21 protein-coding genes are annotated in these 20,848 nt (G+C 41.5%); 13 read left to right on the top strand and 8 right to left on the bottom strand.

Features of this window, described 5'->3' with window-relative positions:
• The first annotated feature begins 7 nt into the window (after nucleotides 1-7).
• The 3 genes from I3X05_RS14415 (at nucleotide 8) to I3X05_RS14405 (ending at nucleotide 1,469) form a co-directional block, all read left to right on the top strand.
• Nucleotides 8-391, top strand: a complete 384-nt coding sequence (locus I3X05_RS14415) for a hypothetical protein (RefSeq protein WP_337970823.1) — start codon at nucleotides 8-10, stop codon at nucleotides 389-391.
• A gap of 44 nt (nucleotides 392-435) precedes the next feature.
• On the top strand, nucleotides 436-936 hold the full coding sequence (locus I3X05_RS14410; protein WP_337970822.1) for a hypothetical protein: 501 nt from the start codon (nucleotides 436-438) through the stop codon (nucleotides 934-936).
• Between the two features lie 101 nt (nucleotides 937-1,037).
• Nucleotides 1,038-1,469 carry a DUF2787 domain-containing protein gene (locus I3X05_RS14405; RefSeq protein ID WP_222754725.1) on the top strand — a complete coding sequence of 144 codons (432 nt, stop codon included), beginning with the start codon at nucleotides 1,038-1,040 and terminating at the stop codon, nucleotides 1,467-1,469.
• A 535-nt stretch (nucleotides 1,470-2,004) separates the two neighbouring features.
• On the opposite strand, the gene I3X05_RS14400 is transcribed toward I3X05_RS14405, so the two are convergent.
• Both I3X05_RS14400 and I3X05_RS14395 read right to left on the bottom strand, forming a co-directional pair.
• Complete coding sequence (locus I3X05_RS14400; RefSeq protein WP_337970821.1) at nucleotides 2,005-2,466, bottom strand: hypothetical protein; 462 nt, start codon at nucleotides 2,464-2,466, stop codon at nucleotides 2,005-2,007.
• A gap of 621 nt (nucleotides 2,467-3,087) precedes the next feature.
• Nucleotides 3,088-3,969, bottom strand: a complete 882-nt coding sequence (locus I3X05_RS14395) for a helix-turn-helix transcriptional regulator (RefSeq protein WP_337971197.1) — start codon at nucleotides 3,967-3,969, stop codon at nucleotides 3,088-3,090.
• 267 nt (nucleotides 3,970-4,236) lie between these two features.
• On the opposite strand from I3X05_RS14395, the gene I3X05_RS14390 reads away from it, so the two are divergent.
• The 5 genes from I3X05_RS14390 (at nucleotide 4,237) to I3X05_RS14370 (ending at nucleotide 8,006) form a co-directional block, all read left to right on the top strand.
• On the top strand, nucleotides 4,237-4,485 hold the full coding sequence (locus tag I3X05_RS14390; RefSeq protein ID WP_014204405.1) for a hypothetical protein: 249 nt from the start codon (nucleotides 4,237-4,239) through the stop codon (nucleotides 4,483-4,485).
• 175 nt (nucleotides 4,486-4,660) lie between these two features.
• Nucleotides 4,661-4,861 carry a hypothetical protein gene (locus tag I3X05_RS14385; RefSeq protein ID WP_038127913.1) on the top strand — a complete coding sequence of 67 codons (201 nt, stop codon included), beginning with the start codon at nucleotides 4,661-4,663 and terminating at the stop codon, nucleotides 4,859-4,861.
• A gap of 132 nt (nucleotides 4,862-4,993) precedes the next feature.
• Nucleotides 4,994-6,547 carry a sensor domain-containing diguanylate cyclase gene (locus I3X05_RS14380; RefSeq protein ID WP_062886151.1) on the top strand — a complete coding sequence of 518 codons (1,554 nt, stop codon included), beginning with the start codon at nucleotides 4,994-4,996 and terminating at the stop codon, nucleotides 6,545-6,547.
• 76 nt (nucleotides 6,548-6,623) lie between these two features.
• Nucleotides 6,624-7,031, top strand: a complete 408-nt coding sequence (locus I3X05_RS14375; protein ID WP_062886150.1) for an H-NS family nucleoid-associated regulatory protein — start codon at nucleotides 6,624-6,626, stop codon at nucleotides 7,029-7,031.
• Nucleotides 7,032-7,241: 210 nt separating this feature from the next.
• Entirely contained in the window at nucleotides 7,242-8,006 is a 765-nt protein-coding gene (locus I3X05_RS14370; protein WP_062886149.1) for a hypothetical protein, read from the top strand.
• A gap of 24 nt (nucleotides 8,007-8,030) precedes the next feature.
• Here the strand turns inward: I3X05_RS14370 and I3X05_RS14365 are convergent, their stop codons facing one another.
• The 4 genes from I3X05_RS14365 to I3X05_RS14350 form a co-directional block, all read right to left on the bottom strand.
• Complete coding sequence (locus I3X05_RS14365) at nucleotides 8,031-8,300, bottom strand: hypothetical protein (protein WP_062886148.1); 270 nt, start codon at nucleotides 8,298-8,300, stop codon at nucleotides 8,031-8,033.
• 34 nt (nucleotides 8,301-8,334) lie between these two features.
• Nucleotides 8,335-8,805, bottom strand: coding sequence for a hypothetical protein (locus I3X05_RS14360; protein WP_062886147.1), 471 nt, complete (start codon nucleotides 8,803-8,805; stop codon nucleotides 8,335-8,337).
• A gap of 60 nt (nucleotides 8,806-8,865) precedes the next feature.
• The gene (locus I3X05_RS14355; protein WP_062886146.1) at nucleotides 8,866-9,465 is read right to left on the bottom strand and encodes a hypothetical protein; all 600 of its coding nucleotides are present in this window, start codon (nucleotides 9,463-9,465) and stop codon (nucleotides 8,866-8,868) included.
• Nucleotides 9,466-10,112: 647 nt separating this feature from the next.
• A complete protein-coding gene (locus I3X05_RS14350; RefSeq protein ID WP_337970820.1) occupies nucleotides 10,113-12,977 on the bottom strand; it encodes a DNA polymerase in 2,865 nt (954 codons plus the stop codon).
• A gap of 492 nt (nucleotides 12,978-13,469) precedes the next feature.
• Here I3X05_RS14350 and I3X05_RS14345 point away from each other — a divergent pair, with 492 nt between their 5' ends.
• Nucleotides 13,470-14,132 carry a hypothetical protein gene (locus I3X05_RS14345; RefSeq protein ID WP_337970819.1) on the top strand — a complete coding sequence of 221 codons (663 nt, stop codon included), beginning with the start codon at nucleotides 13,470-13,472 and terminating at the stop codon, nucleotides 14,130-14,132.
• 70 nt (nucleotides 14,133-14,202) lie between these two features.
• Here the strand turns inward: I3X05_RS14345 and I3X05_RS14340 are convergent, their stop codons facing one another.
• Nucleotides 14,203-14,976: a DNA methyltransferase gene (locus tag I3X05_RS14340; protein WP_082798334.1), complete on the bottom strand. Its 774-nt coding sequence runs from the start codon at nucleotides 14,974-14,976 to the stop codon at nucleotides 14,203-14,205.
• 1,226 nt (nucleotides 14,977-16,202) lie between these two features.
• Between I3X05_RS14340 and I3X05_RS14335 the strand changes: the two genes are divergently transcribed.
• On the top strand, nucleotides 16,203-17,075 hold the full coding sequence (locus tag I3X05_RS14335; protein ID WP_140118869.1) for an HAD family hydrolase: 873 nt from the start codon (nucleotides 16,203-16,205) through the stop codon (nucleotides 17,073-17,075).
• Nucleotides 17,072-17,326: a hypothetical protein gene (locus I3X05_RS14330; RefSeq protein ID WP_337970818.1), complete on the top strand. Its 255-nt coding sequence runs from the start codon at nucleotides 17,072-17,074 to the stop codon at nucleotides 17,324-17,326. Before I3X05_RS14335 ends, I3X05_RS14330 begins: the two co-directional genes overlap by 4 nt.
• On the opposite strand, the gene I3X05_RS14325 is transcribed toward I3X05_RS14330, so the two are convergent.
• Complete coding sequence (locus tag I3X05_RS14325; protein ID WP_337970596.1) at nucleotides 17,291-18,901, bottom strand: IS1634-like element ISSpu7 family transposase; 1,611 nt, start codon at nucleotides 18,899-18,901, stop codon at nucleotides 17,291-17,293. The two genes, I3X05_RS14330 and I3X05_RS14325, sit on opposite strands and share 36 nt — an antisense overlap.
• A 255-nt stretch (nucleotides 18,902-19,156) precedes the next feature.
• On the opposite strand from I3X05_RS14325, the gene I3X05_RS14320 reads away from it, so the two are divergent.
• Nucleotides 19,157-19,489 (top strand): hypothetical protein, encoded by a 333-nt coding sequence (locus I3X05_RS14320; protein WP_337970817.1) that lies wholly within the window; start codon nucleotides 19,157-19,159, stop codon nucleotides 19,487-19,489.
• A gap of 123 nt (nucleotides 19,490-19,612) precedes the next feature.
• Entirely contained in the window at nucleotides 19,613-20,848 is a 1,236-nt protein-coding gene (locus tag I3X05_RS14315; protein WP_337970816.1) for a tyrosine-type recombinase/integrase, read from the top strand.

The following is a 20,848-nucleotide window of genomic DNA, read 5'->3' as shown; positions in this document are numbered from 1 at the left end:
ATTCACGATGAAAACAGTAAACAAGTTTGAAGACATTCAATCACTACCAATGCCTGATGGTGTGAAAGCAAAACTACTCGAACACCTGATAGAGCCATTCGGTGATGAAGAAAACACCAAAGCATTCTGGGATGAAGTCGGTACGACCTTGTACTTGATTGAGGAGTCCGATACCGACGAAGCCTTGAGTGAACAATCTGAGGAAGATCTGCACTTCCTTCGCTTTGTTACTAATTACCCAGAATGGGTGCTGTTGTTAAACGACGATGATTGTCCTTGGTTGCTAGCGGTTGCCATCGTAACCATGGAAGGCGCTGGTGTGTACTGCTGCGCTCCAATCAACAGTCCAACGTTCCCTGTCGCTAAGTTAGCTGACCAAGCTGAATCTTAAAACCAAATTAAACCTGAATAGTTCCATCTTAAAGGAGGTGTCCTATGGCACGTAAATCAAACCAACAACAAGAAACGGTTCAACCTGAAATCGTAGAAGGCAATGAACAAGTCACGGTCACTGACGATCAACCAGTAGACCATTTCACTAATATCGTGCGCGAGGGCAAAGCTAAAAAGCTATCACCGAAAACAGAGAACCATGTGTTCTATGAAATCGCCTTACATGACGAGGAAACCGAGCTCTATATCCGCATGTCGGGCAATGAAGGTGGCGGTCTACACAGCAAGGAATGGATCCCGCTTAAAGATATCACCGCTGTTCTGGATGTGCAGGGTGATAAGTCGTTCAAGAGCTCTGTGATGAAGTGTGTGTTTTCAGGACAGTCAGCGAACAACGCGGGTTTTATGTGCGGAGTTTGCAGGGGGCTTGGTCTTATCATCCAGTCGGAAAAATCGGTGTTTCTCCACGTTCTAGCGCCTGACTACGAGCAACGTCGTGATGAACTTCTGTCTATCGTGGACTCTGAAACCAAAGCTGAATAACCCCCTAAGCACATCAATCCTTATCCACTAAGCCAACTCTGGCTTTTCATACCGAGCACTTAACAAGAGTGCTTCCCTAGCAAACTAAACGAGATTTTATTATGAACTTAACTTTTGACGTTGAGCGATTACTGCTGCCTGTCAGTGTCGATCTTCAAGATGCTTTAAACCGAGTGATCAGCGAATCAGGCAAATGGACACCCATGATCCAATCGGTCGTGTTTAACTTCCGAGATTCATCCTACAGTTCGGAAAATGGTGGTTTTCATCCTGTTGAAATCAGACTTGTCCACTGCAACGGCCAGTGGATCTTTGATTACATCACTGACTTTGCGTATTGCGATGGTCCTTATCCCGAACTGGTTAAAGAGGTGGACTTTAACTTCTCATCTGGAACCGCAAGTTTTTCCTATGTTCCGGAGCTGTCGATAACGAGTAATGACGTTGCTGAGTTTTATTCGATGTGGGAATCCAACTTTCTTAGCTACGTCGAAATGGGCGTGTTCGATGAGATAAAAGTCACGGTGGATTAGTCCATTCGTTTGGAACCAAGTTGAAAGCACCGTATATGAACCATAAAATTGGTTACTCACTTCCTAGTGACTCAGAGGCTTCCCATTGATCCATGTTAATCATGGCGTGATGGGAAGCCTTTTTCATTGGGGCAAGTTTTAGCAACGTTTACCCAATCCGTTGCCTTCGGGATTCAGAGGGGATGGCGTTGCTGGATTGCGATGGACGGTGGAAACACCAAGGAAGGGAGCGTTAATTTTAACGAGTTTGGTTGGTTTGTTCTGGTGTTTTGTTATTAAAAACCCCCATTGCTATGTCGAAGCAATGGGGGTAGTAAAGGTAGGGAAGCCTATGGGAAATACCGAGAGAATGATTTGTCTGATGCTATCTCTGCTACTAGGGGTAAAGGCTAGGCCCTATTCAGCGCCAAGAGCGCACCTTAGTAAATAGTTCGTAGTTCGGTGCGAAAACTTGGGCATTTTCAACGTTTCCATTTGGGATAACCTAGTTTGATGTTCTTAGGCAGTGCTTATGGTTACGTTGATATGAGAAAACCTATTGAGACAGTTCCTCAAGCATACTTAAAGATAGTTGCTCTTTTTCGTCCAGGCTCGAAGGTAGTACATGCTTCTTGATATTAGGCAAGGTGTTCAGGTAACTAAAGAACCCCTTAACAGTCATTGGAGAAACTGGCTCAAAGTATTCCTCTTTATCCTCGCCTCCAAATGAAAACTCAACACAGTGCATCACTAGATCTTCTTTCTCGTAGATGATGGCGATAGAGCGAGAATGTTCACAATCGCTATACGCTTTGAACTCTAGAAACAATACTTCTTGGCCTTCATAGTTTTCTAGGTATTCAGCACCTGCTTCGATAGTGTAATGGTCTTCGTCAGCATAGAAAGTGGCGATTGTAGTAATCGCTTCATGTGCATGAGCTGCTGCTGCACATTTGGCGATTTTTTCACTTTGACAGCCATTGTGTAACCAATCTAATTTATTGAATGGAATAGACATTTTAGTGTTCCTAGTTGTTGTTTATTTTGAGGGAGGGATTAAACATGTTTGAAACAAATAATTCTAGGAAAATACTCGTTGAATGGATTTCTTAGTCTAACTTTTCACTCTTTCTGCAGTAGGAGAACATTTGTCCTTGGTTAAAAAAAGGAACTTGTCACTGGAATCTATAGTGACAAGTTCAATTCATGGCTCAGTTATCCGGTAATCAAGCAAATCAGATAGCCAATGGCAGCAAAGCTTAACAGGTTGGCTATATCAACAAGGAAAAGATACGGGCTTGAGCTAGCGAGTTGGAGCAGAGTTCGTGCATCAGACATCATGGTTTTACCCTCTATTAAAATTCAGCTTCCTTCGGAATTATTTTAGTGTTTTCTAATTAACGACGAAAAACAGCATCGTTTTGAGTTTTACCTTGCTCGGTATCGGTTTGTGATTCTGCTAAATCAGTCACTTTCCATACCCAACATAGGTGACTTAAAAATCAGAGCATAGGGGTAAGTTCTTGGTGAGGGTGGGCTGTAGTGGCCCAGTGAAACAACATTATGTCGAGGTAACTGGACGACACCGCATTCTACCCTCAAGAAGGCACTGTTTACCGTCAATCAGTGCGCTAGCTTTCTACTTGGTTGAGTCCAGGTAGGTTTGTAACTCTTGCTTCAACAAGTAACGAATCCAGTCAGGTGAGAGCACTTCGGCATGAGGAAGCCACGCTTTGAGCTGACGTAGTAACCGAGGAATGTTCTTGGTCTGGTGGCTGATAAGCAGGCTGCCCGAATCCAGTTCTTTCAATACTTGGAAGTCGTCAGTATTACTGTCATTCAAGAATGCGTCGGTCATTTTACTGCTCATCTGTATAAGAACCTCAACGGGATTGAGTAACTCCCCTTCATATCCTCGACCAGTGAGCTTTTGTTCAACGCTAGGGTCGGGAGAGTATTTATCTTCGTAGCAGATTAAATCCCGAATCTTCACGATTCTGAGTGACTCTAGGCGGTTTCTCTGAGTCCCTGCCACGTACCACAATCCATATTCATTCACCAAGCGGTAGGGATGAAACTCATCGTAAGTCACCCCTTCACAGGTAAAGCTGATGACATTTCGCCTCTGGACCGATTCGATAAGTTTCTCGAACATATTGGAGTAATCACTGATGTCTTCGATGTGCGGGTTCTTGAATAGAAACGGCGGCGTCGATTTGTTGTTGAGCACACCGTTACTCAGATAGTGCTTACCCGAAAACAATGTATCGAGTCCCATGTTGGCGAGTAACGTTGATATTTCGTGGTTGGTCTGCCTACCCAGAACCTTTGGGTCAAGAAAATAACACGCACCTTCGCGTTGAATAGGGAGGTAATTTAAACGCTCATTGAAATCCCGTTGTAGAGTTCGTTCACTCACACCGAATTCTCGACTCAATTCTTCCAGATATAACCGTTCTCCCGTATTCAAACGGGTCAGGATAATACCAAGTCTTTTCGCTAGGGTGTCATGCTCTTTCATGCTACGCATTGTAGATAGACCACTCGTCAGGGTGTGTCGGGCTTTCAGAAACTCCGATTATTTCTAGCGAAACTTCATAAGGTTACTGATATTGCTATCGCTTTTATTGGTCGCCGCAAAGTATGTCTGACAAGGCATATATAACCTGAGTGAAATTGATTCACTCGTCTCGACACAACCTGTCGATCACCCTCTTTAAACTATTAACCATTCGCGCTCTCGGTGCCTTCACTGATGGCGTCATGATGTATTCAAGGAAATAACACAATGAAAAAATCAATCATCCTGCTAGGTCTAACTTGTCTATTCGCTACCACCTCATCATTCGCTGGCGGTACGCTCGGCGGTAATCCGGGTGATATTTCACAAATGAAAGAACTGCTTGAATCGAAGTGGAACGGTAAGCCTGGCACTCAGAATACAGCGGCTTATGGTGTCATTGTGCAGTGGCAAGCTGATGTATGCGGAACTCTGAACGGTAAAGAAACGGATGCAACAAAGTGCACTGCTAAGTAGTATGTCATTAATCGACTAATTTAAAGAGTTTGTTGCACTGACCTACTCTATAGCTTGAATGTAGAAAGTGGGGACTCTCGGCATTTGAGCAGGCTCAAGTAGAGTTGGTGTGACATCACTAGGGCGGCAGCGTTATTCACGTTGTCGCCCTTTTTCGTTTAAGTAAGGAAATATGATGCGAAATGAAGCAGTTCATATACGTTATCCCAATCAAGACCAAGATAGAAAAATCGAAGTTGAACTCAGTTTGAGCGGTGCTAAGAAGGGATGTGCCATTGGCGCTATTGTTGCTTCTCGAATACCACATCCTGCCTCAATACCCATTGGCGTTCTTGTCGGTGGTATCCTAGGTGGGGTTTTGGGAAAAGCTGACTAAGCCTTGAAAAGAGGGGGAACTCTCTTTTCATTAGGTTTGAATTATAATTGTTGACTTTATATAAGTTGCAGCTAAGGATTTAGTCGATTAGATTGACTAAACTATAACTAGAATATGGGGCCATGTGGGTAAATGTTTGAAAAATTAAATTTAAGAAAATTGATTTTAATCTTAGGTGTATTCAGCGTAGTTATTACCCTTTTTAATGCATTTTACTCCATCTATAAAGTTCAACGGGATTTGATTGTCAACAACACAATGGAGTCGAATCGCGTATACGCAGAGAAAATGGCAGAAATGACGGACGCTTTTATCGAATCCGCCTTTTCGCAACTAAAATTTAGTGCGCATGTTCTCAGTTCTAAAATGAATAACTCACAGGTGCTCGAACTTGAAGCAGAGCGTCTCCGTACTCAAACTGATTCATTTAACTCAGTAGTTATCGTTAATACAGAAGGGATCATTGTTGCCGTTTCACCTGAAACTGTACAGGTTAAAGGTGTTAAATTGACTAGTGAAAGGTCCCTTCAGTCTTTAAGGGCTCAAGCGCCAATCATCACTGATCCCTTTGTGTCACCAGCAGGCAACTATTTAACCAGCATTTCCTATCCAATTTTTTCTTCTTCAGGGGAGTATTTAGGGTATGTTGGTGGAACAATTTACTTGGAAAAGAAAAATATCCTAACCACATTATTGGGGCAGCATGGTTATAAAGATGGGTCATATCTTTACGTTGTTGATAGAAATCATACACTCATTTACCATCCTGATAAGCGAAGAATAGGCCAAGTTATCGTTAATAATGAAGTTATTAACGATGTTATCCAAGGAGATTTTGGAGGGAAGGATATTTTTAACTCTCAAGGGGTGGAAATGCTTGCAGGATATGCTCCGGTGAAGAATGCAGGTTGGGGGATTGTTGCTCAAAAGTCAAAGCAATTAACGCTCTCTACTCTTGACGAACAAATGTGGAAAGTATTTCTAGAGTCACTGCCAATTGGCATACTAACGCTTTTACTAATTTGGGTGTCATCTATCTTCATTTCTAGGCCACTTTGGCAACTGGCCAGCGCTGTTAGAAATTTCGAAAGTCATGTAAAGACAATGGATGACTTGAAGAAGATCAAACCGTGGTATTTTGAAGCCTCGCATTTAAAAATAAGTTTCTTACGAGCTTTTAGTATCGTGTCTAATACGATAGAAAAACTTCATTCTGATAGTTTAACCGATTCAATGACTGGACTTTTGAATAGACGTGGTTTAGATAAAGCAATCGAAAGTTTCCGTCTTGAGAATATTCCATTTTCAGTTCTTGCTCTGGATGTTGATTATTTTAAAAAAGTTAATGATACATATGGTCATGACGTAGGTGATGAATTACTTAAGAATGTTTCACAACTTATGAAAAACCAAGCTAGGGAGCACGATGTTCTCTGTCGAGCCGGAGGAGAAGAATTTATGATTTTCTTACCTAATACGGATTTAAACAGAGCATTTGAAGCAGCAGAGAGAATACGTAAGTCTATTGAAATATATTCATTCCCGACAGTTGGAAACATCACGATTTCAATAGGAATTTCGTCTTGGGAAGGTTTGGCTGAACGAATTGATGATGTGATAAAAAAATCAGATCAAGCTCTTTATAAAGCTAAGAATAATGGTAGAAATAGAACTGAAGTAAATTGATTTAGTTTCTTACTTTTTATTGATGATGTAATAGCCCGGATAAATACGTACACGGGCTGTATTTATGAGGTTTACAATGAACGAACTTATTAAAACGTTACTCAATTTGCGTAGTCTTCGTGCTTTTGCTCGCGATTTAACCATGGAGCAGCTAGAGGAAGCATACGGTAAATTCACTACAGTGATTGAAGAACGCCGAGAAGAAGAGGCGAAAATCCGTGAGGAGCAAGCGGAGAAAGAAGCTCAGTTAGCGGCGATAGCTAAACAAATCACGGAACAAGGTCTGGATGTGAACGAGTTAATCTCGGCCCTTTCTTCGAACAAGCCTGCTAAGACACAAGCTAAACGTCAACCTAGGCCTGCGAAATATAAATATACTGATGCTTCAGGTCAGGAAAAAACCTGGACGGGGCAGGGGCGAACGCCTGCTGCGATTCAGGAAGCATTGAATAATGGCCAGTCCCTAGAGGATTTTGCGATTTAGCAGGAATAAATTTAAGTTGATAGAAAAAGCAGAGACATTCCGTCTCTGCTTTTTTGTTGGTCGTAATTTTTGATTGGTGCTTTCTCTTTTTATCATAGGGACTTTTAGCTTAGTGATCATTTAGTTCGTTGGGGAGTTAATAACACGGACTAACATACCCAATACTTATGATAGGATTATCAGTCGTTGTATTGTGAAACTGCGTAAACAATGTCTAGAAAAAAGAAAGAAATTAATGTTCTTAAGAAGCGAATCAAAGCTTGTGAGTTACAGTTAAAAGCGCTTTTAGATGAGAAAGGATTGAAGTATCACGCTAGCGCATTTGAAACAGAGAGCACATTGATCAATGGTCGAGAAACCGTTTTAGCTGGTAGTGGAGTCTGGCATTACGTCAAAGCAGCTATAGAAGACGTTCGATGTAATGCCGCCGAGTTTGTTGATGATGATTTTTGCTCTAGTATCGGTTTGCCGTCACCTAAACAATCTGCGGGTTATACAGATGTACAAGCGCTGTATTTGTCGATGATTGTTCCGGAGTTATACCCTGATTTTGATGACAGGCTCCTAAAAGATCCTCATCTACCTGAACTTTTGTTTCCAGCCCTAGCGCACCATAAGTTAAAAACTACTAAAAAAATTGTCGAAGATCATATTATTACATTATCTGACGTTGATGAGATTCTGACTAAGGTTAGAGACTCTTTGTCTGCAGTTGATGAGATTCCGACTAAGGTTAGAGACTCTTTGTCTGCAGTTGATGAAATTCTGACTAAGGTTAGACTCTGCTTCTTTTTTATTGGTGGGTTCGTGCTGAAATTATGTCGTTTCAAGAATGGAAAGCAGAGGGTAGAAAGGTGTTTGCCAACGTCTGTCAACAAACACCTTTCAGATAGGATATTGAAATTCTTGCATGAAATAATCGCTAAGGTCTGGGCAATTTATTTGATAAAGAACGTACTATTAAAAAACTATTAAGTAGTGAGAGTAACTTGTAACACGTTAGTGACCAGTGACTTCGCTAATCACCTGCTTCAAGCGCTTCGCTGTCTCCTTGTAACCGAAAGAATCGCGTTTAGTGTCATAGTCGTGCACCAGCGCGGTTTCAAGCTCATCAAGGATTTGATCCCAGTGTTGGATCTTGCCACCTTTCGACTCGATATTCTGACCAACTTTACGTACCTCACGAAGGCGAGTTTGGCGGTTCTGGTTAGTGCGAATTGCTTCAGCGGTGAAAGCATTAACGATTAAATCATAGATAGACATGTTCATGATGGATACTCCAATAGTTAAGTAAAAGATGTAGTTAAACTGCGTTTTGATAAAAGTTCCAAGTCGGTTTGTAACGACGGGACGGTGATGAGGCTGCTGCAGCCTTCTGAATTTCCTGTTTGATCACTAACTGTGTATCTAGATCATCACAGGGAATAAATGAAAGAATCCGGTTACCTTGAGTTCTCAGGATAAGTCCTTGATATTTTTCACTAAGGTGACATTCATATCCTAGAATGGCGTTTTTCCGCACCCAACTACCTGTTGGGAGGGTTATCCAGTAATTCGCGTCTCGGATACAAAGCTTCTCAAGGTCAGCAAATAGCGTATCGAGATTTTGCTCACTTTCTTCATCTTTGAGAGTCAAATGAGCTAGCTGTTTACCGCTCGCTGCTCTGACACTGATATTGCTATCAGTGATATTGATTGATGCCAAGATACTCGTTGACACCTGTAACTTGACACTGAATAAATTCACCGTGTTCTTTTTTACTTCGGTTGACATGGGTGTTCCTTAATAGTCGATAGCAAAACCGAAACGTCATAATGTCGTTTCGGTAACAAGTTACGCAGCTTCAAGAGTGGGTTGACCTTCTAACTGTTGACGTAGGTTGGCATTTTCCTGCTCTAGCTCTTTGAGGCGAGCTTCCAGTTCCGATACCTTGTCAACTAAGTCATCATTCACAACGGGGGTGGTCTGTTTCTTCTCTGTTTTTAATTGAGTTGCAAAATCGTTGAACATTTCATTGATAGTGTCGGATTCAACATCCGGGTGTTGTTCTAGGTGTTGTTTAATTTGCTCACGCAAAGGGGCATAGCGTTTACTCGATAACTTGTAAACTTTGGTAAATCCTACTTTACGACATTCATCTAGCGTTCCGAATTCACATAAGTTAGTCCAACGTGTAAGCGTGCGCTTATCTACCGTACGTTTACCGTTGCCGATAATATTTTCATCACGCCATTTACCGAACTTATTCTTGTTTCCTTGAAAGAGCTGTTTAGCTTCGCACATTGCAGCACCAATATCGTACTGGGCTTGCTCACACAGTTCCTTATCAACAACACGACCAGCACCCGCGTTCGACAACGCGTTTACAACTGCATCGGCTAACTCGCTTAAAAGGTTTTCAGTGAACTCTAATGCTTTGTTTACATCAGTCATTTTTCTTGTCTCCATATTTAAAAAGAGTCCTCATTTAAGCCCCTTTTAAGTTTTCGGTCAATATTGAAAACCCCTTTAAAACAACAACTTATATATGGTTTTGAGTGTTTTATAGTGAAAAAATGAAAAGTGGATTACAAGGGGGCGTATCGTTGTTTAAAAGGCGTGTAACGAGGGTATTACCGAATTGCTTGTCACTAAAAAGGGATATTCATCCACTCGGGAGAATTGGTTTAAGAACCTGCTAGATATGTATCGGTATTTGTCAAGAGAAAATTGGATCAATATTCTCATTTTTATTTTTGTGACGGGCGTCACGAAATTTAAATTTAGAAAAAATTGAAGCACTGACCCCCTTTTTAAGATTGGATAAAGGCAAGAGGTCGGGATAGGTTAACTCGGTTAGGAACGAATAATGATATTTAAATCATCATGTTATGAGAAAATATGGATGTTGTATCTTGATAGTGTAATTAGGTCACGCAATTCCCCTCTGATTACGTCAGTAATCCCATCACGAAATCGTTAACCTAATCCCCTATCAAGATATAACATCCATTTATGTTGATATAATTTATTAAAATCAACCAGTTAAATGTTTGTGTGTAAGCGGTTCTCTTCACGTTTTCCGCTATCGTTACCAACTATCACGAGTTCTTCAGCATCATTTTTACTTCATCCAGTTCGTCTTTATGGAAAAAGTGTTCTATCTCCATGTCAGGGAACGTTGCAATTAACCAACGTAATAGTGGTATCAGTCTTGGGGTTGCAGCGAGTACGTTAGGACGAAAAGCAGTGTCTCGTGAATTACTAATGGCATTATCTGCAATTCTAAATCCTGCATTGTTAAACAGTTCAGTAAGTTGTTTGAGAGTAAGTTTCTTACCATTAATGGTTTTGGTCAGTCCGTAGCTCTCTTTAGATAGGGCACGTAACGCGAGTTTTAGTAGGGCACCCTGTGAACCGCCTTCCTCATACTTGATGTATGATCCCTTCAGTAGCGGTTTGGTTTTGCTGTAGTCGAACCAGTTCTCCCAATCTTCCATTGTTTTAAGACAGTTATCGCGTCGCCATCCATCAAACAATGCGCGAGTCTGTTGTCCCTCTTGCTCGTTCTTCCAAGGTACGGTATCGAAGTAGATATGCTCGACGATGTGACCTTTAGGGTGGCGGATTTTAGTCATGCGAGGATTAACGGGTTTACGCTTAAAGTCGAACTCTAAGTTGAGCGTCTTTTCTCGTTGGATTTCTATCAAGTCCATGTCTTTAAGGTACATGTCACGAGGTGAAATCAATGAGTTGTTTGGGATCTTCTGTCCGGGGTAACGGTCTAAGAACAGTTCGACCATATAAGCATTTTCATCCTTTGCCGATGATAAGGCTGATTCTGGTGGCTTAACGCCTGCTTTTGCTATGACAGGTTCGGTATCGCCATATTCACCAGTAATTTGTCCACGGGTTTTCATTGCGATGATTTGTTTAGCATGGTGCTTATGTTTAATCATCTTACCGTCACCCGTTTGCTCGCATATCTTACTGAACCGTTGGCTAATGGTTCCTGAAACGTAGAGTTGTTCTTCAGTACAGTCTACGAGATACCCATCTGTTGTGGCACTTACAACGGTAAAGTCGTCGCCATGGTGTTTATGAATCCCTGCCAATTGCTCTGAGAGAACCGCTCTAACGAACCCTGTGGCACTGGCAGCAAAATATGGATTGGTAACAGGAGAGTGTGGGATATTTTTGCTTAACCCATCTAATGAGTTGAAACCGCGCTTTCCTTTGAGTCCTTGCCCTAATTTACCGTATAGTGTGTTGCCAATCTCCTTCCAGAGCTTCTCTCTGAATTTATCGCCTTCATCCGTGTATTTTTGTCTTTGCTCTCTGATTAGTTCCGTAAAGCCTTTGAAAAGTGGCTCTTTATCTTCAATCCATGGAACGATAACACCGAACTGAATTTCAATATCACACCCCATGTTATATGCGACTTCTATTTCAGGTGCGGTGCAGTAAGAGTAGCCCTCTAGTGGGTAGTACAGGCCGTATAAGTCCGTTCTGACTGGAAGAGATGGAAACTTAGTGTGCTCTGGGAATTTAAACTTAACGTAAGCAAACCCCATTTTATGACCGAGATAGTCATTGATATTGGTTGAAGTGAAGCTTTTCTCGAAGTCTACGGGTTTAATGTCCATTAAGGCATTGACGTACGCTGTAGCAAGATCGAAATCGTTGTAATCGCCTAAGTTTACGCCACCAAACACGTAACATTCGTTTCTTCCGCCATGGAAGCAGTCTATTGCCAGTTGTTCGAAGATACGACGACCAGCAGTGATGACAGTTTCTTTCTTCTGCATGACTCGACCTTGAGTTTGATTCCAGTATTGAATCGTTTTGGTCTCCATACCGAGTGCTTGGTTCAGATCGTCTTTATCACCCGTGAGGGCTTTGAATAGTGATACAGAGAAGTTACCCAGTGTTGATGGTAGGTGCTTAAACTGAAGTTTATCTAACCTGTTTGCTGGAACTTTATCTTTGAGTGATTTTTTAATGTCTTCGAGGGCGAAGTGTTGCATTTCCAATCCGTACTTAACGGTGATTTCGGCGTCTCTCAATGCGTAACGAAGGAAGAGTGGTTCATTTTCTACTAGTAGTTCATCCATTCGGTCTTTGCGATATGGAGCTGGGATCACTTCTTTTGGCATGCCGATGAGTTCTCCCGCACTATCAAGTCCACTTTGCCCTGGGCTAAGTAGTAAAGTATCTACAAAGCGGACACGACTCTCACGTTTCTTTCCATTCTTGTCTGTAAAGTGAACGGGCTCTGAAGCTTGCTTGGTTCTACCCACTGCGTCTAGGTCGATGCCGTATGCGCCACGTGTGGAGGTTAATGTGCTTCTGACGACTTCCAGTTTCGCTTTCTGACTGGTATCCCAGAACGCTTCGAATGACACCATGTCAGCTCTGAGGTAGTGAGCATAGATGTAGATTTTCTTTGGCCATCCTGTGATGAATCCGCGCCCCATTGCAGTTTGGAGTACTTCAACCAAGAACTCTTCAAATTTCTTACGAGGTTTCTTGATTCGATTAATCGCCTTGAGTTCATCTTCACGGCTTTTGTTCGCGGCTCTGGACTTCTTGATAACATCAGCAACGGGGGTAAGTACCACATCGCTCATGTGGTGTTCACCTGCGATTAGATAATACTGATAGGACAGAATGTCGTTTCGGTTTTCCTCGGCGTTGTAGACGTACTCACTGTCTATACCAATGTGAACCGCTTCATCATCGCCTTTGAGAGCTTGCCATGGTGACTGCTGTTCATTCTCGAAGTAGATGTCGAGCTCATCATCGACAGCTTTACTTGAGTATTCATCGGTTTGTTCTTGAGTGAGGAATTGGTCGAGTTCAATGCTGGTTGATTCTTTAGTTTGGTCGGTGGTTTCTGCTTGGAAGTATTCGTCGAGTTCTTTATCTATGGCTTCAACATGGTCAGGTTTGTTTTCATTGTTCATCGTTGCTCTCTTATAACCAAGTGCATTGTTGGTGGGTGACGCGCCCCTCTTTATACCACAGAGCTCATCCGCTGATGAGTGTGGCTTCGTCTTGGCTTGGTGCGTGAGTTAAAAGGTTATGTAGAAAGTGGGAGGGGCAGAACGATGATTTTTGAGATTTTGATGTGTGGTATGGAGAGTGGGGCAATTGATGAAAGTAGAAACCCATACCGGGTATGGGAACTCTCAAAACGGTGCTGTTTTTCATCGAGTGTAACTAAACATATAAATAACTCCGCTAGGAGGCCCGATTTAATATGGTATTACCCTGATAGTGAGTGGTGAACGATTTGGTCTAACTGTGTGCGGGGTGTAAGAAAATGCCTGATTCGATAAGTTCAAAGTTCAAGTTATTTGTAACTAGTTGATCACAATAAGTTTTAAAGTGGGTTATTGAAGTTAAAGGTGCTGTTGCACTACTATAGTAACTCACTATAAAAATTAGGCTAGTTTATGGGTAAAAAATTTAAGCATTACGATCATGAAGATGCTGTTGCTGCTAGAGATAACGTTATCAATATCATTGATGAGGTCGAGCCCGAAGACTTAGTTAACGCTATAAAGCGAGCTCCAAGTTTGAGAGGGATGATACTAGGTTATATTGCTGAGGAGATGTTTGAGAAACATGTTCTTGAGCCTCATCAAGAAATCGATGACGTAAGAAAGCATGATGATCATGATCGGGAGAATAACAAGATTGATAGAGACTTTGTTTTTAATGGAAGAAGGTACACAATACAAAATAAATCTATTCAAACCAATAGCATATGCTGGAATGACAATCTAGGTAGTTTATCAGCAGATGTACAAAATGACGCTAGTGACAAGCGACCAGTGACTCTTCCGAATGGAAATGTGGTGGAAACCACGAACTATAAACGTGGTGACTATGACATACTCGCAGTTCCTTTGTTTCCTTTTACGGGTAAATGGGATTTTGCATATAAAAGAAATCGAGATTGTCGACTGACAACCTCTAAGAAATATAGTACGGAAGATCAACAGTACTTGCTTGCGACAACTGAAGTGATCACGTATCCCCTATCTGAAGAGTGGACTACTGATATTGAAGAGTTATTAGACGATTCTTTAGGTCAAGAAATCGACGAAGAGTAACAATGGAAAAAAAATCACTAGTAAATACCATTGTTCGACAGTAAATCTAAATTGCCGAACAATGGCGTTTTTAGTCTGTTTTTTTATCCCAGTAGCTTCTTACTAGGTCACTACAGTTAGAATATCCTTTTTTTCCTGCATTCTTAATAAAAACAAGAAAGTAGGAGTGGTTTTTCCTTGCGTGAACTTGAGTTTTAAGCTTGCTCACAACTGGTTTATTGTTTCTTGTTAAAACGTAGAGATCTTTACAGTAGAATCCCAACCCTTCGAGTCCGTATATAATTTCAACATGACTGAGCTTTTGTCTGTTGGCACTAACTTCATCTTGGCATTTTACGATATATACACCGTTATCTTTAAGGACTCGTCGAGCCTCCAGAGCAGATGACATATACATATCGACTACAAGATCATGGTATTTTAGTTCAGTTGTTTGTTTTGTAGCTGTGCCGTTAGAGTATGCTTCTCTGAAAGAGCTATGACTTGATGAGCCTGCTAAATGAGTCTCGCTTCTCCTGTAGAATCCTTCCATGTATGGTGGATCAAATACGAGAGCATCTAGGGAGGAGTTTTCGTATGGTAGATCTCTGGAGTCTATGTTGGGAACGACTCCTTTATCTTGGTCTTTAACGTTAGGATCAATATCGGAAAAGTGGATGTTATATTTTGTTTTATCTACTTTTTTCCAAAATACTCCTTTGCCGTATGTAACATCAGCTATAGTCGACCCCTCTTTTACAAAAAGTTGGAGTATTTTAGGAAATAGATCGTCATTTGTTCCGGTGTGTGATGATAGGATTAAATCACTTGTAGTTTCGCCTGATTGGGTTCTCTTTGTACTCATTTCGCGTTTCTCAGTTTTAGAAAAGGGATTTTTACTAATTTTGAAGGAACACGCAAGGAGATCTGTTATAAGGGAGAGTGTTAATAATACCAATGGCTAACTTAATGCTATGATCTCACAACAGCTACGGTCTTTTGTGGGATTCCGCTTGTGTGACGAGTTCTGGATTGATGGAATCGTCTATTTCAGCTGTAGTTCGTTGAGAGTTTCTTGGCGAACTATGGGCAAACGTGATGGTTGGATGGGGTTATTCTTGCGCTATCTAACAGTGCATTTCATGCCGATAAGTTACCATGGATTCTGGTGTGAAAATGACTTTAAGTGATTGTTTATACACGGATCAGCCTTGCTGATTTTGTATTCAAAATCCGTTTCCATTATCTCGTAACACTATGATTCATATGGCTTGATGGAAACGTCTATTTCAGCTGTAGTTCGTTGAGGGTTCCTTGGCGAACTATGTGCAAACGCAATCGTTATAATGGTTTATATTGCGCAGGTTAATTCTTGAATTTGATGCCGATAAGTTACCATGAATTCTGGTGTGGAAATGATTTTAAGTGATTGTTAGTACACGGATCAGCCTTGCTGATTTTGGATTCAAAATCCGTTTCCTTCGGGAGTGGCGGTTCAAGTCCGCCCACCGGTACCATACATAGAAAGGTCGCTTTTATAGCGGCCTTTCGTCGTTTTAGGTGTTTGAAAATGTTCTACTTTTCAGGTGTTTACCTCAGTTTTCCTTTTCTGTTGTCTTCTCTTTTTTCGCTCCAATAGACTTCCTTTATCCTCCTTAAAATTTCTCCCATGGTCCATATATGGTTCATCACATGACGATTCTGTGCGCAAGAGAATCCCAGTAAATCCAACAAATGCAAAAAGCTGACATCTCGCAAGCCAGTATTACCAAGGGCTTCGAGCGAGAAGAACCATGGTACGACCATGGTGACTTTACGGTGCTATGAGGTTTTAGTTTTGCCTTTGTGGAACAACTGATCGTTTTGATGGATAGTCGAAAAGTCGGTTTGAGATAAGAGGTTTTGCGGTGTGTGTAGTAAGCGCGTTGGGGATATCTACATAATTATCATTTTGAGTGTTTTGGAAGTATGATATTTGGTGTTACTTAGTTACTTCCGTCGTGAATGATAATGGCTTACCTTTGAATGGGTGCTCTCTAGTGTTAACCTGTTGGGATACTTGATTCCCACGACTTAGATTAGAGTAGTTAAATGAAAAAAACTGTACTCATTACCGATTTAGACAACACTTTATTTGACTGGTTTAGTATTTGGTATGCTAGTAACTCGGCGATGTTTGACAAGGTCTACGAGATTACAGGATTAAGTAGTGACGTGATCCTGCCTGAAGTTAAGAAAATTCATCAAGAACACGGCACCGCAGAGTATGCCTTCTTACTTCAAAATTTACCGTCTTTACTTGATATGTATGGTTCTGAAGATGGGATCAATGACGCGCTCGGTGAAGCTATTCATGCATTCCGATCTGAAAGAAAAAAACATCTGCGTTTATATCCTACAGTAGAAGACACTCTTAAAGCTTTAAAAAGCATTGGTGTGCTAATTATTGCGTATACAGAGTCTAAGTCATACTACACTTCATATCGATTGAAGAAGCTGGGTTTGGATAACTACATTGATTACTTGTTCTCACCACCAGACCATGAGCTTCCTGAGGAATTAGGCTCAGGAACAAAGTTCAGTTTTTCACTTACCAAACCAAGACACACACCTGAAGGTGAGACGAAGCCTAACCCGAAGTTATTACTAGATATTATAAATGACCTCGGTGCTGATGTAGAAGAATGTGTTTACATCGGTGATAGTGAAATGAAAGACATTGAGATGGCTCAGCAGGCATGTGTTACAGATGTATTTGCGAGATATGGTACTGCTCATTTTGAAAATAATGCTGAAGGTTATGAGTTGTTGAGAGCTGTTACACATTGGACGGATGAAGACGTAGAACGAGAAAAGAAAATTAAAGATAATTATCATCATATCCCACCAACATATACCGTAGATAGTTTCTCCGAGTTATTAGAGATATTTGATTTTCAAATGTTTAAAGGTGCTTATTCATGAGTGATGAAAAAGACATTGAGCTTGAATATTTGAAGCTAAATGTGGAAGTATGGAAGAAAATAGTTGATGTTCAACAACACTTTAACGACCTTGAAATGAAGGTTAGAAACTTTGGTTTATTAATCGTTTCTGCCTTTATCAGTGCGATCGGTGTAAGCTTAAAGTCCCAATATGAAGCTGAAGTGGTAGGATATAACCGACATTCCGCAGCTAATTTAGGAATAAACTACCTCATAGAATCTACCGAGTAATTTGAGTAGTTGTGTTTGGTGCTCTTGAAGTCCAGTGATGAACCGTTGGCCGTTGATTTCTAACGTATCTATGCCTTCGAATTGCAAGAAGACCCAACGTGCCGTCGGTCTGGAGGTCGTCTTGTTCTTTACCATACTTGGGAAGAACGCTTCGGTTTGTGCGAGTTGCTCTCTGATTTTGTGTTCTAAACTGGCGTAAACAAGCAAGCTCAACGTCATTATCATTAGCAACGCTTCAATGCGTTCAGGCTTTTTCAAGAAGATGGAAGAGGTTAAAAATTCAGGGCTTTTTAGAAAGCGGAAGCCGCGCTCGACTTTTTGTTGCGATTTGTAATGTGCTAGAAGAGCCGTCATGGTGAGTTCTTCATTGTCGGTGTCATTTGTCGCGAGGATAAACATGCCTACTTTGAGCTTAGCCAGTTTTACTTTTTCTAGGTCGGTGAAGGGAGCGGCTTCGATAAAGTATTGGTATCCTGTCGGTGCTTCATCTGTCTTTGGGCGGCCCGAATGAGAGTAAGTCGGCAGTTTGATGAGAGTGCCTTGTTCAAACCCTAGTAAGTCAGATTGTTTCTTGAAATCGTTAAACGCTAATTCTGCGTCAACTTCACAAGCGAATGGTTTTTTACTTAGCTTTTCCAACGCTTTGATTTCTTTTGCTATGTTTTTCTCTAAGTTCTTGAAGAAAGTGATTTCTTCCCGCTTGGTGGCCTGTTCACTGTGAACGAGCAACCAACGTTGATTGACCTTTCCGTAATCCGAGTCTATCCAACATCCTGAGTAGCCATCATCAATAGCGATTAATTGCTCTGGCTCTAGCGCAAACAGTGCTTGTTTTGCGAGCTTGATGGTCATGGGTACACGGGTAATGAACTTTTGATTTTGCTCATCTAGCGAGGAGATGCTTTCTTCGGTGTACAAGGCGGCATCAGCGATAAAGTAACGACTATTTTGCGCGGCTTTTAGGCAATGTATGTGTCTTTTAGTGACTTCAGCGAATGCCTTGGCATCATTGGTGTTGCCACTCAGTGCTTGCATGTAAACAGGAATACCTGCTTGGTTTTCACAGATGAGTTCAAGCACCACTTGGTTAAGCTCTGGCCTATGATCCCGACTGTAGCCTCTTACAAGCTTAATGACGTTGGTGTTTTCATCTTGTGCATACTCACCATCAACGTGGAAGCTAGTGATATCAAGATGAACAGAATCCGTCGTCAAGCCCAGTTTATCAACAACACGCTCAGCAATAACCTGATAGAGCGCTGAGACATCGGCTTCGTATAGAGCATCTAAGGTGCGGCCTAGTACATCATCAGTAAGGTGGTGTGCTTCAATGTCTTTGGCGAGTAGCTTAGACACAGGCTTGGTCTTAAAAAAGTCCGAGAACATGTGCAGTGTTCTGCTATGAAAGCCAAGTCCATTTAGGAGCATGGCCAATACCGCGTCACCATGAGAAACATTGTGGTCAGAATATTTTGGGATAACGGCATCTATCATCCGTGGCAGGCCAATTTCGTGACAAAAGGCGGCAATGAGACCAAGGTGATCTAAGCGTTTAATAACAGGATGGGTAGACATATTTTGAGACCGTCAAATAGCAGTAATAGATCAAAACTGTCGATCGCGGTCAAGATGGTGTCGTGGTTTTTATGAAAAACTGATCGCCAGATCACACTATTTAAATTCTGGAATTAGCTGCGGAATGACGGATATAATATTCCTGTTGCCTCCTTTCTTGCTCTTGGTTCTTTTATTGTTTGGATGCTGGTTTTTTTAGTAGATGTTTATTGGTATCACCCTCTTCTAAAAGGAGCTGTTCTCAAAGGAATTGAGATGGAGGAACAAATCAAAACTCAATTACCTAATATTAATCTAACAGGGAAAATTGGTGAAGAAAGCGCTGTCAGTATTCTTGGATTTGAAAATATCAGAAGTACAACGAAAGCAAAGATTTTTTATCTAGGGATCGGTGGCGTTTTATTTATTTTAACAATATTGATTTTCTGTATGGGTAAGAAGATACCTGATATTGGTAATACAAGTTCTCTGAATGTACCTGAGAAAATAGAATCAAAAATCAATGATGTGACGCCTAATTTAGCAAAGGATGAAGGACAAACTTCAAGTACAATACCTCTAGAGCAGTCAAAGAAACCTAGTGACTGATTAGTAGAGTGATATATAAGCTGAATGATACTATTCTTGTGTTGTTCAGCTTTTATTTAACCGTAACAAACAACCATTCAAACACATATTAACTAATTGAATATCTAGTTAATGGAGGTTTGAATGAGCAAATCACAACGACTCACCAGCACTTTCCTCAACAACCTTAAACCCAATCCGGCTAGCGCTAAATCCACCGATTACGAAGTCAATTTATCCGCTATGAAAGATAGCGGTTTGCCTACTGGCGTTCGTTGCTTAGTGGGTAAGTCTGGTGGGAAACGCTTCCTGCTGCGTTATACCAGTCCGGTAACAGGTAAGAAGGCATCTATTGGTCTTGGTAAGCATCCTGAAACTGACCTCGCCACACTGCGCAAAACAGCCAAAGAGTATCGCCAGCAAATTATTGAAGGTATTGATCCCAAGCTTGAGCGTGACAATCAGACTACGGAGAAGACGATGACTCTTGAACGGTTCTTTGATGAAGTCTATTTGCCTCTCGCTAAACAGAAACGTAGCTGGAAGGATGATGTAGCGCGATTTCGTTTAGCTAAGTCGATACATCACATATCCATTTATGACCTAACCGCCGCCGATATCATCAAAGTCCAAATGGAGATGCAAAATACTGTGACGATTAAAGGCAAGCCTTATGCTCCTGCTTCGATAAACCGTGTTCTAGCTCTGCTTAAAACGATCAATCGTCAGGCATACAAGTTGATGGACGCGCCACTTATTGCTGACAAGGTGAGCTTGTTGAAAGAAGATAACGTGCGCACTGGTTACTTGTCCGAGTCACAGTTAAAGGAGTTCATAGGTCACGCTCTGAACCATGAGGATAAGAGCATTGGTGCGTACTTAGTTCTGCTGTTTTTGACTGGCGCGAGGGATAAGGAACTGCGTTTACGCTTAAAATCCGATGTGAATTGGGAGGAAAAAACACTCACTATTCCGCATACGAAAAACGGTAGTAGTTACGTTTTATTCCTAAGTGATTACATGCTTGATATTTTGAGGTCGGTGCCTCATGTGGCGAATAACCCGTATCTCTTTCCTGGACGCAAAAAGGGTAAACCAGTAGGGCAACCTAGGCATGCTTTCAAGGCTATCAAAGCCAAGATGGGACTGCCCGACATACCCGGAGATAAAGCGAATCTAACCCTACACAGTGCTCGTCATACTGTTGGGTCGCTTTTGGCGTCACAAGGAGTCTCGTTACACGACATAGCCAAGCAGTTAAATCACGCTGACCTTTCATCAACAAGGCGCTACTCAAAATTGACTGTAGGGCGTCGGAGGGAGATTGGCTCTCGTTTATCGGATATGGTGACTGCGAAGCCAGAGATACGTTGGGAATGA

Origin of the sequence: Vibrio navarrensis (genome assembly GCF_015767675.1) — a bacterium.
Taxonomy (GTDB): Bacteria; Pseudomonadota; Gammaproteobacteria; order Enterobacterales; family Vibrionaceae; genus Vibrio.
This window is presented reverse-complemented; position numbering and strand designations above follow the sequence as displayed.

Coding starts and splice junctions, on each gene's coding strand:
- I3X05_RS14375 (WP_062886150.1), top strand. CDS start 6,624: ATGAACGAACTTATTAAAACGTTACTCAATTTGCGTAGTCTTCGTGCT.
- I3X05_RS14395 (WP_337971197.1), bottom strand. CDS start 3,969: ATGAAAGAGCATGACACCCTAGCGAAAAGACTTGGTATTATCCTGACC.
- I3X05_RS14405 (WP_222754725.1), top strand. CDS start 1,038: ATGAACTTAACTTTTGACGTTGAGCGATTACTGCTGCCTGTCAGTGTC.
- I3X05_RS14385 (WP_038127913.1), top strand. CDS start 4,661: ATGCGAAATGAAGCAGTTCATATACGTTATCCCAATCAAGACCAAGAT.
- I3X05_RS14400 (WP_337970821.1), bottom strand. CDS start 2,466: ATGTCTATTCCATTCAATAAATTAGATTGGTTACACAATGGCTGTCAA.
- I3X05_RS14380 (WP_062886151.1), top strand. CDS start 4,994: ATGTTTGAAAAATTAAATTTAAGAAAATTGATTTTAATCTTAGGTGTA.
- I3X05_RS14415 (WP_337970823.1), top strand. CDS start 8: ATGAAAACAGTAAACAAGTTTGAAGACATTCAATCACTACCAATGCCT.
- I3X05_RS14325 (WP_337970596.1), bottom strand. CDS start 18,901: ATGTCTACCCATCCTGTTATTAAACGCTTAGATCACCTTGGTCTCATT.
- I3X05_RS14360 (WP_062886147.1), bottom strand. CDS start 8,805: ATGTCAACCGAAGTAAAAAAGAACACGGTGAATTTATTCAGTGTCAAG.
- I3X05_RS14340 (WP_082798334.1), bottom strand. CDS start 14,976: ATGAGTACAAAGAGAACCCAATCAGGCGAAACTACAAGTGATTTAATC.
- I3X05_RS14390 (WP_014204405.1), top strand. CDS start 4,237: ATGAAAAAATCAATCATCCTGCTAGGTCTAACTTGTCTATTCGCTACC.
- I3X05_RS14330 (WP_337970818.1), top strand. CDS start 17,072: ATGAGTGATGAAAAAGACATTGAGCTTGAATATTTGAAGCTAAATGTG.
- I3X05_RS14350 (WP_337970820.1), bottom strand. CDS start 12,977: ATGAACAATGAAAACAAACCTGACCATGTTGAAGCCATAGATAAAGAA.
- I3X05_RS14410 (WP_337970822.1), top strand. CDS start 436: ATGGCACGTAAATCAAACCAACAACAAGAAACGGTTCAACCTGAAATC.
- I3X05_RS14370 (WP_062886149.1), top strand. CDS start 7,242: ATGTCTAGAAAAAAGAAAGAAATTAATGTTCTTAAGAAGCGAATCAAA.
- I3X05_RS14345 (WP_337970819.1), top strand. CDS start 13,470: ATGGGTAAAAAATTTAAGCATTACGATCATGAAGATGCTGTTGCTGCT.
- I3X05_RS14335 (WP_140118869.1), top strand. CDS start 16,203: ATGAAAAAAACTGTACTCATTACCGATTTAGACAACACTTTATTTGAC.
- I3X05_RS14320 (WP_337970817.1), top strand. CDS start 19,157: ATGGAGGAACAAATCAAAACTCAATTACCTAATATTAATCTAACAGGG.
- I3X05_RS14315 (WP_337970816.1), top strand. CDS start 19,613: ATGAGCAAATCACAACGACTCACCAGCACTTTCCTCAACAACCTTAAA.
- I3X05_RS14355 (WP_062886146.1), bottom strand. CDS start 9,465: ATGACTGATGTAAACAAAGCATTAGAGTTCACTGAAAACCTTTTAAGC.
- I3X05_RS14365 (WP_062886148.1), bottom strand. CDS start 8,300: ATGAACATGTCTATCTATGATTTAATCGTTAATGCTTTCACCGCTGAA.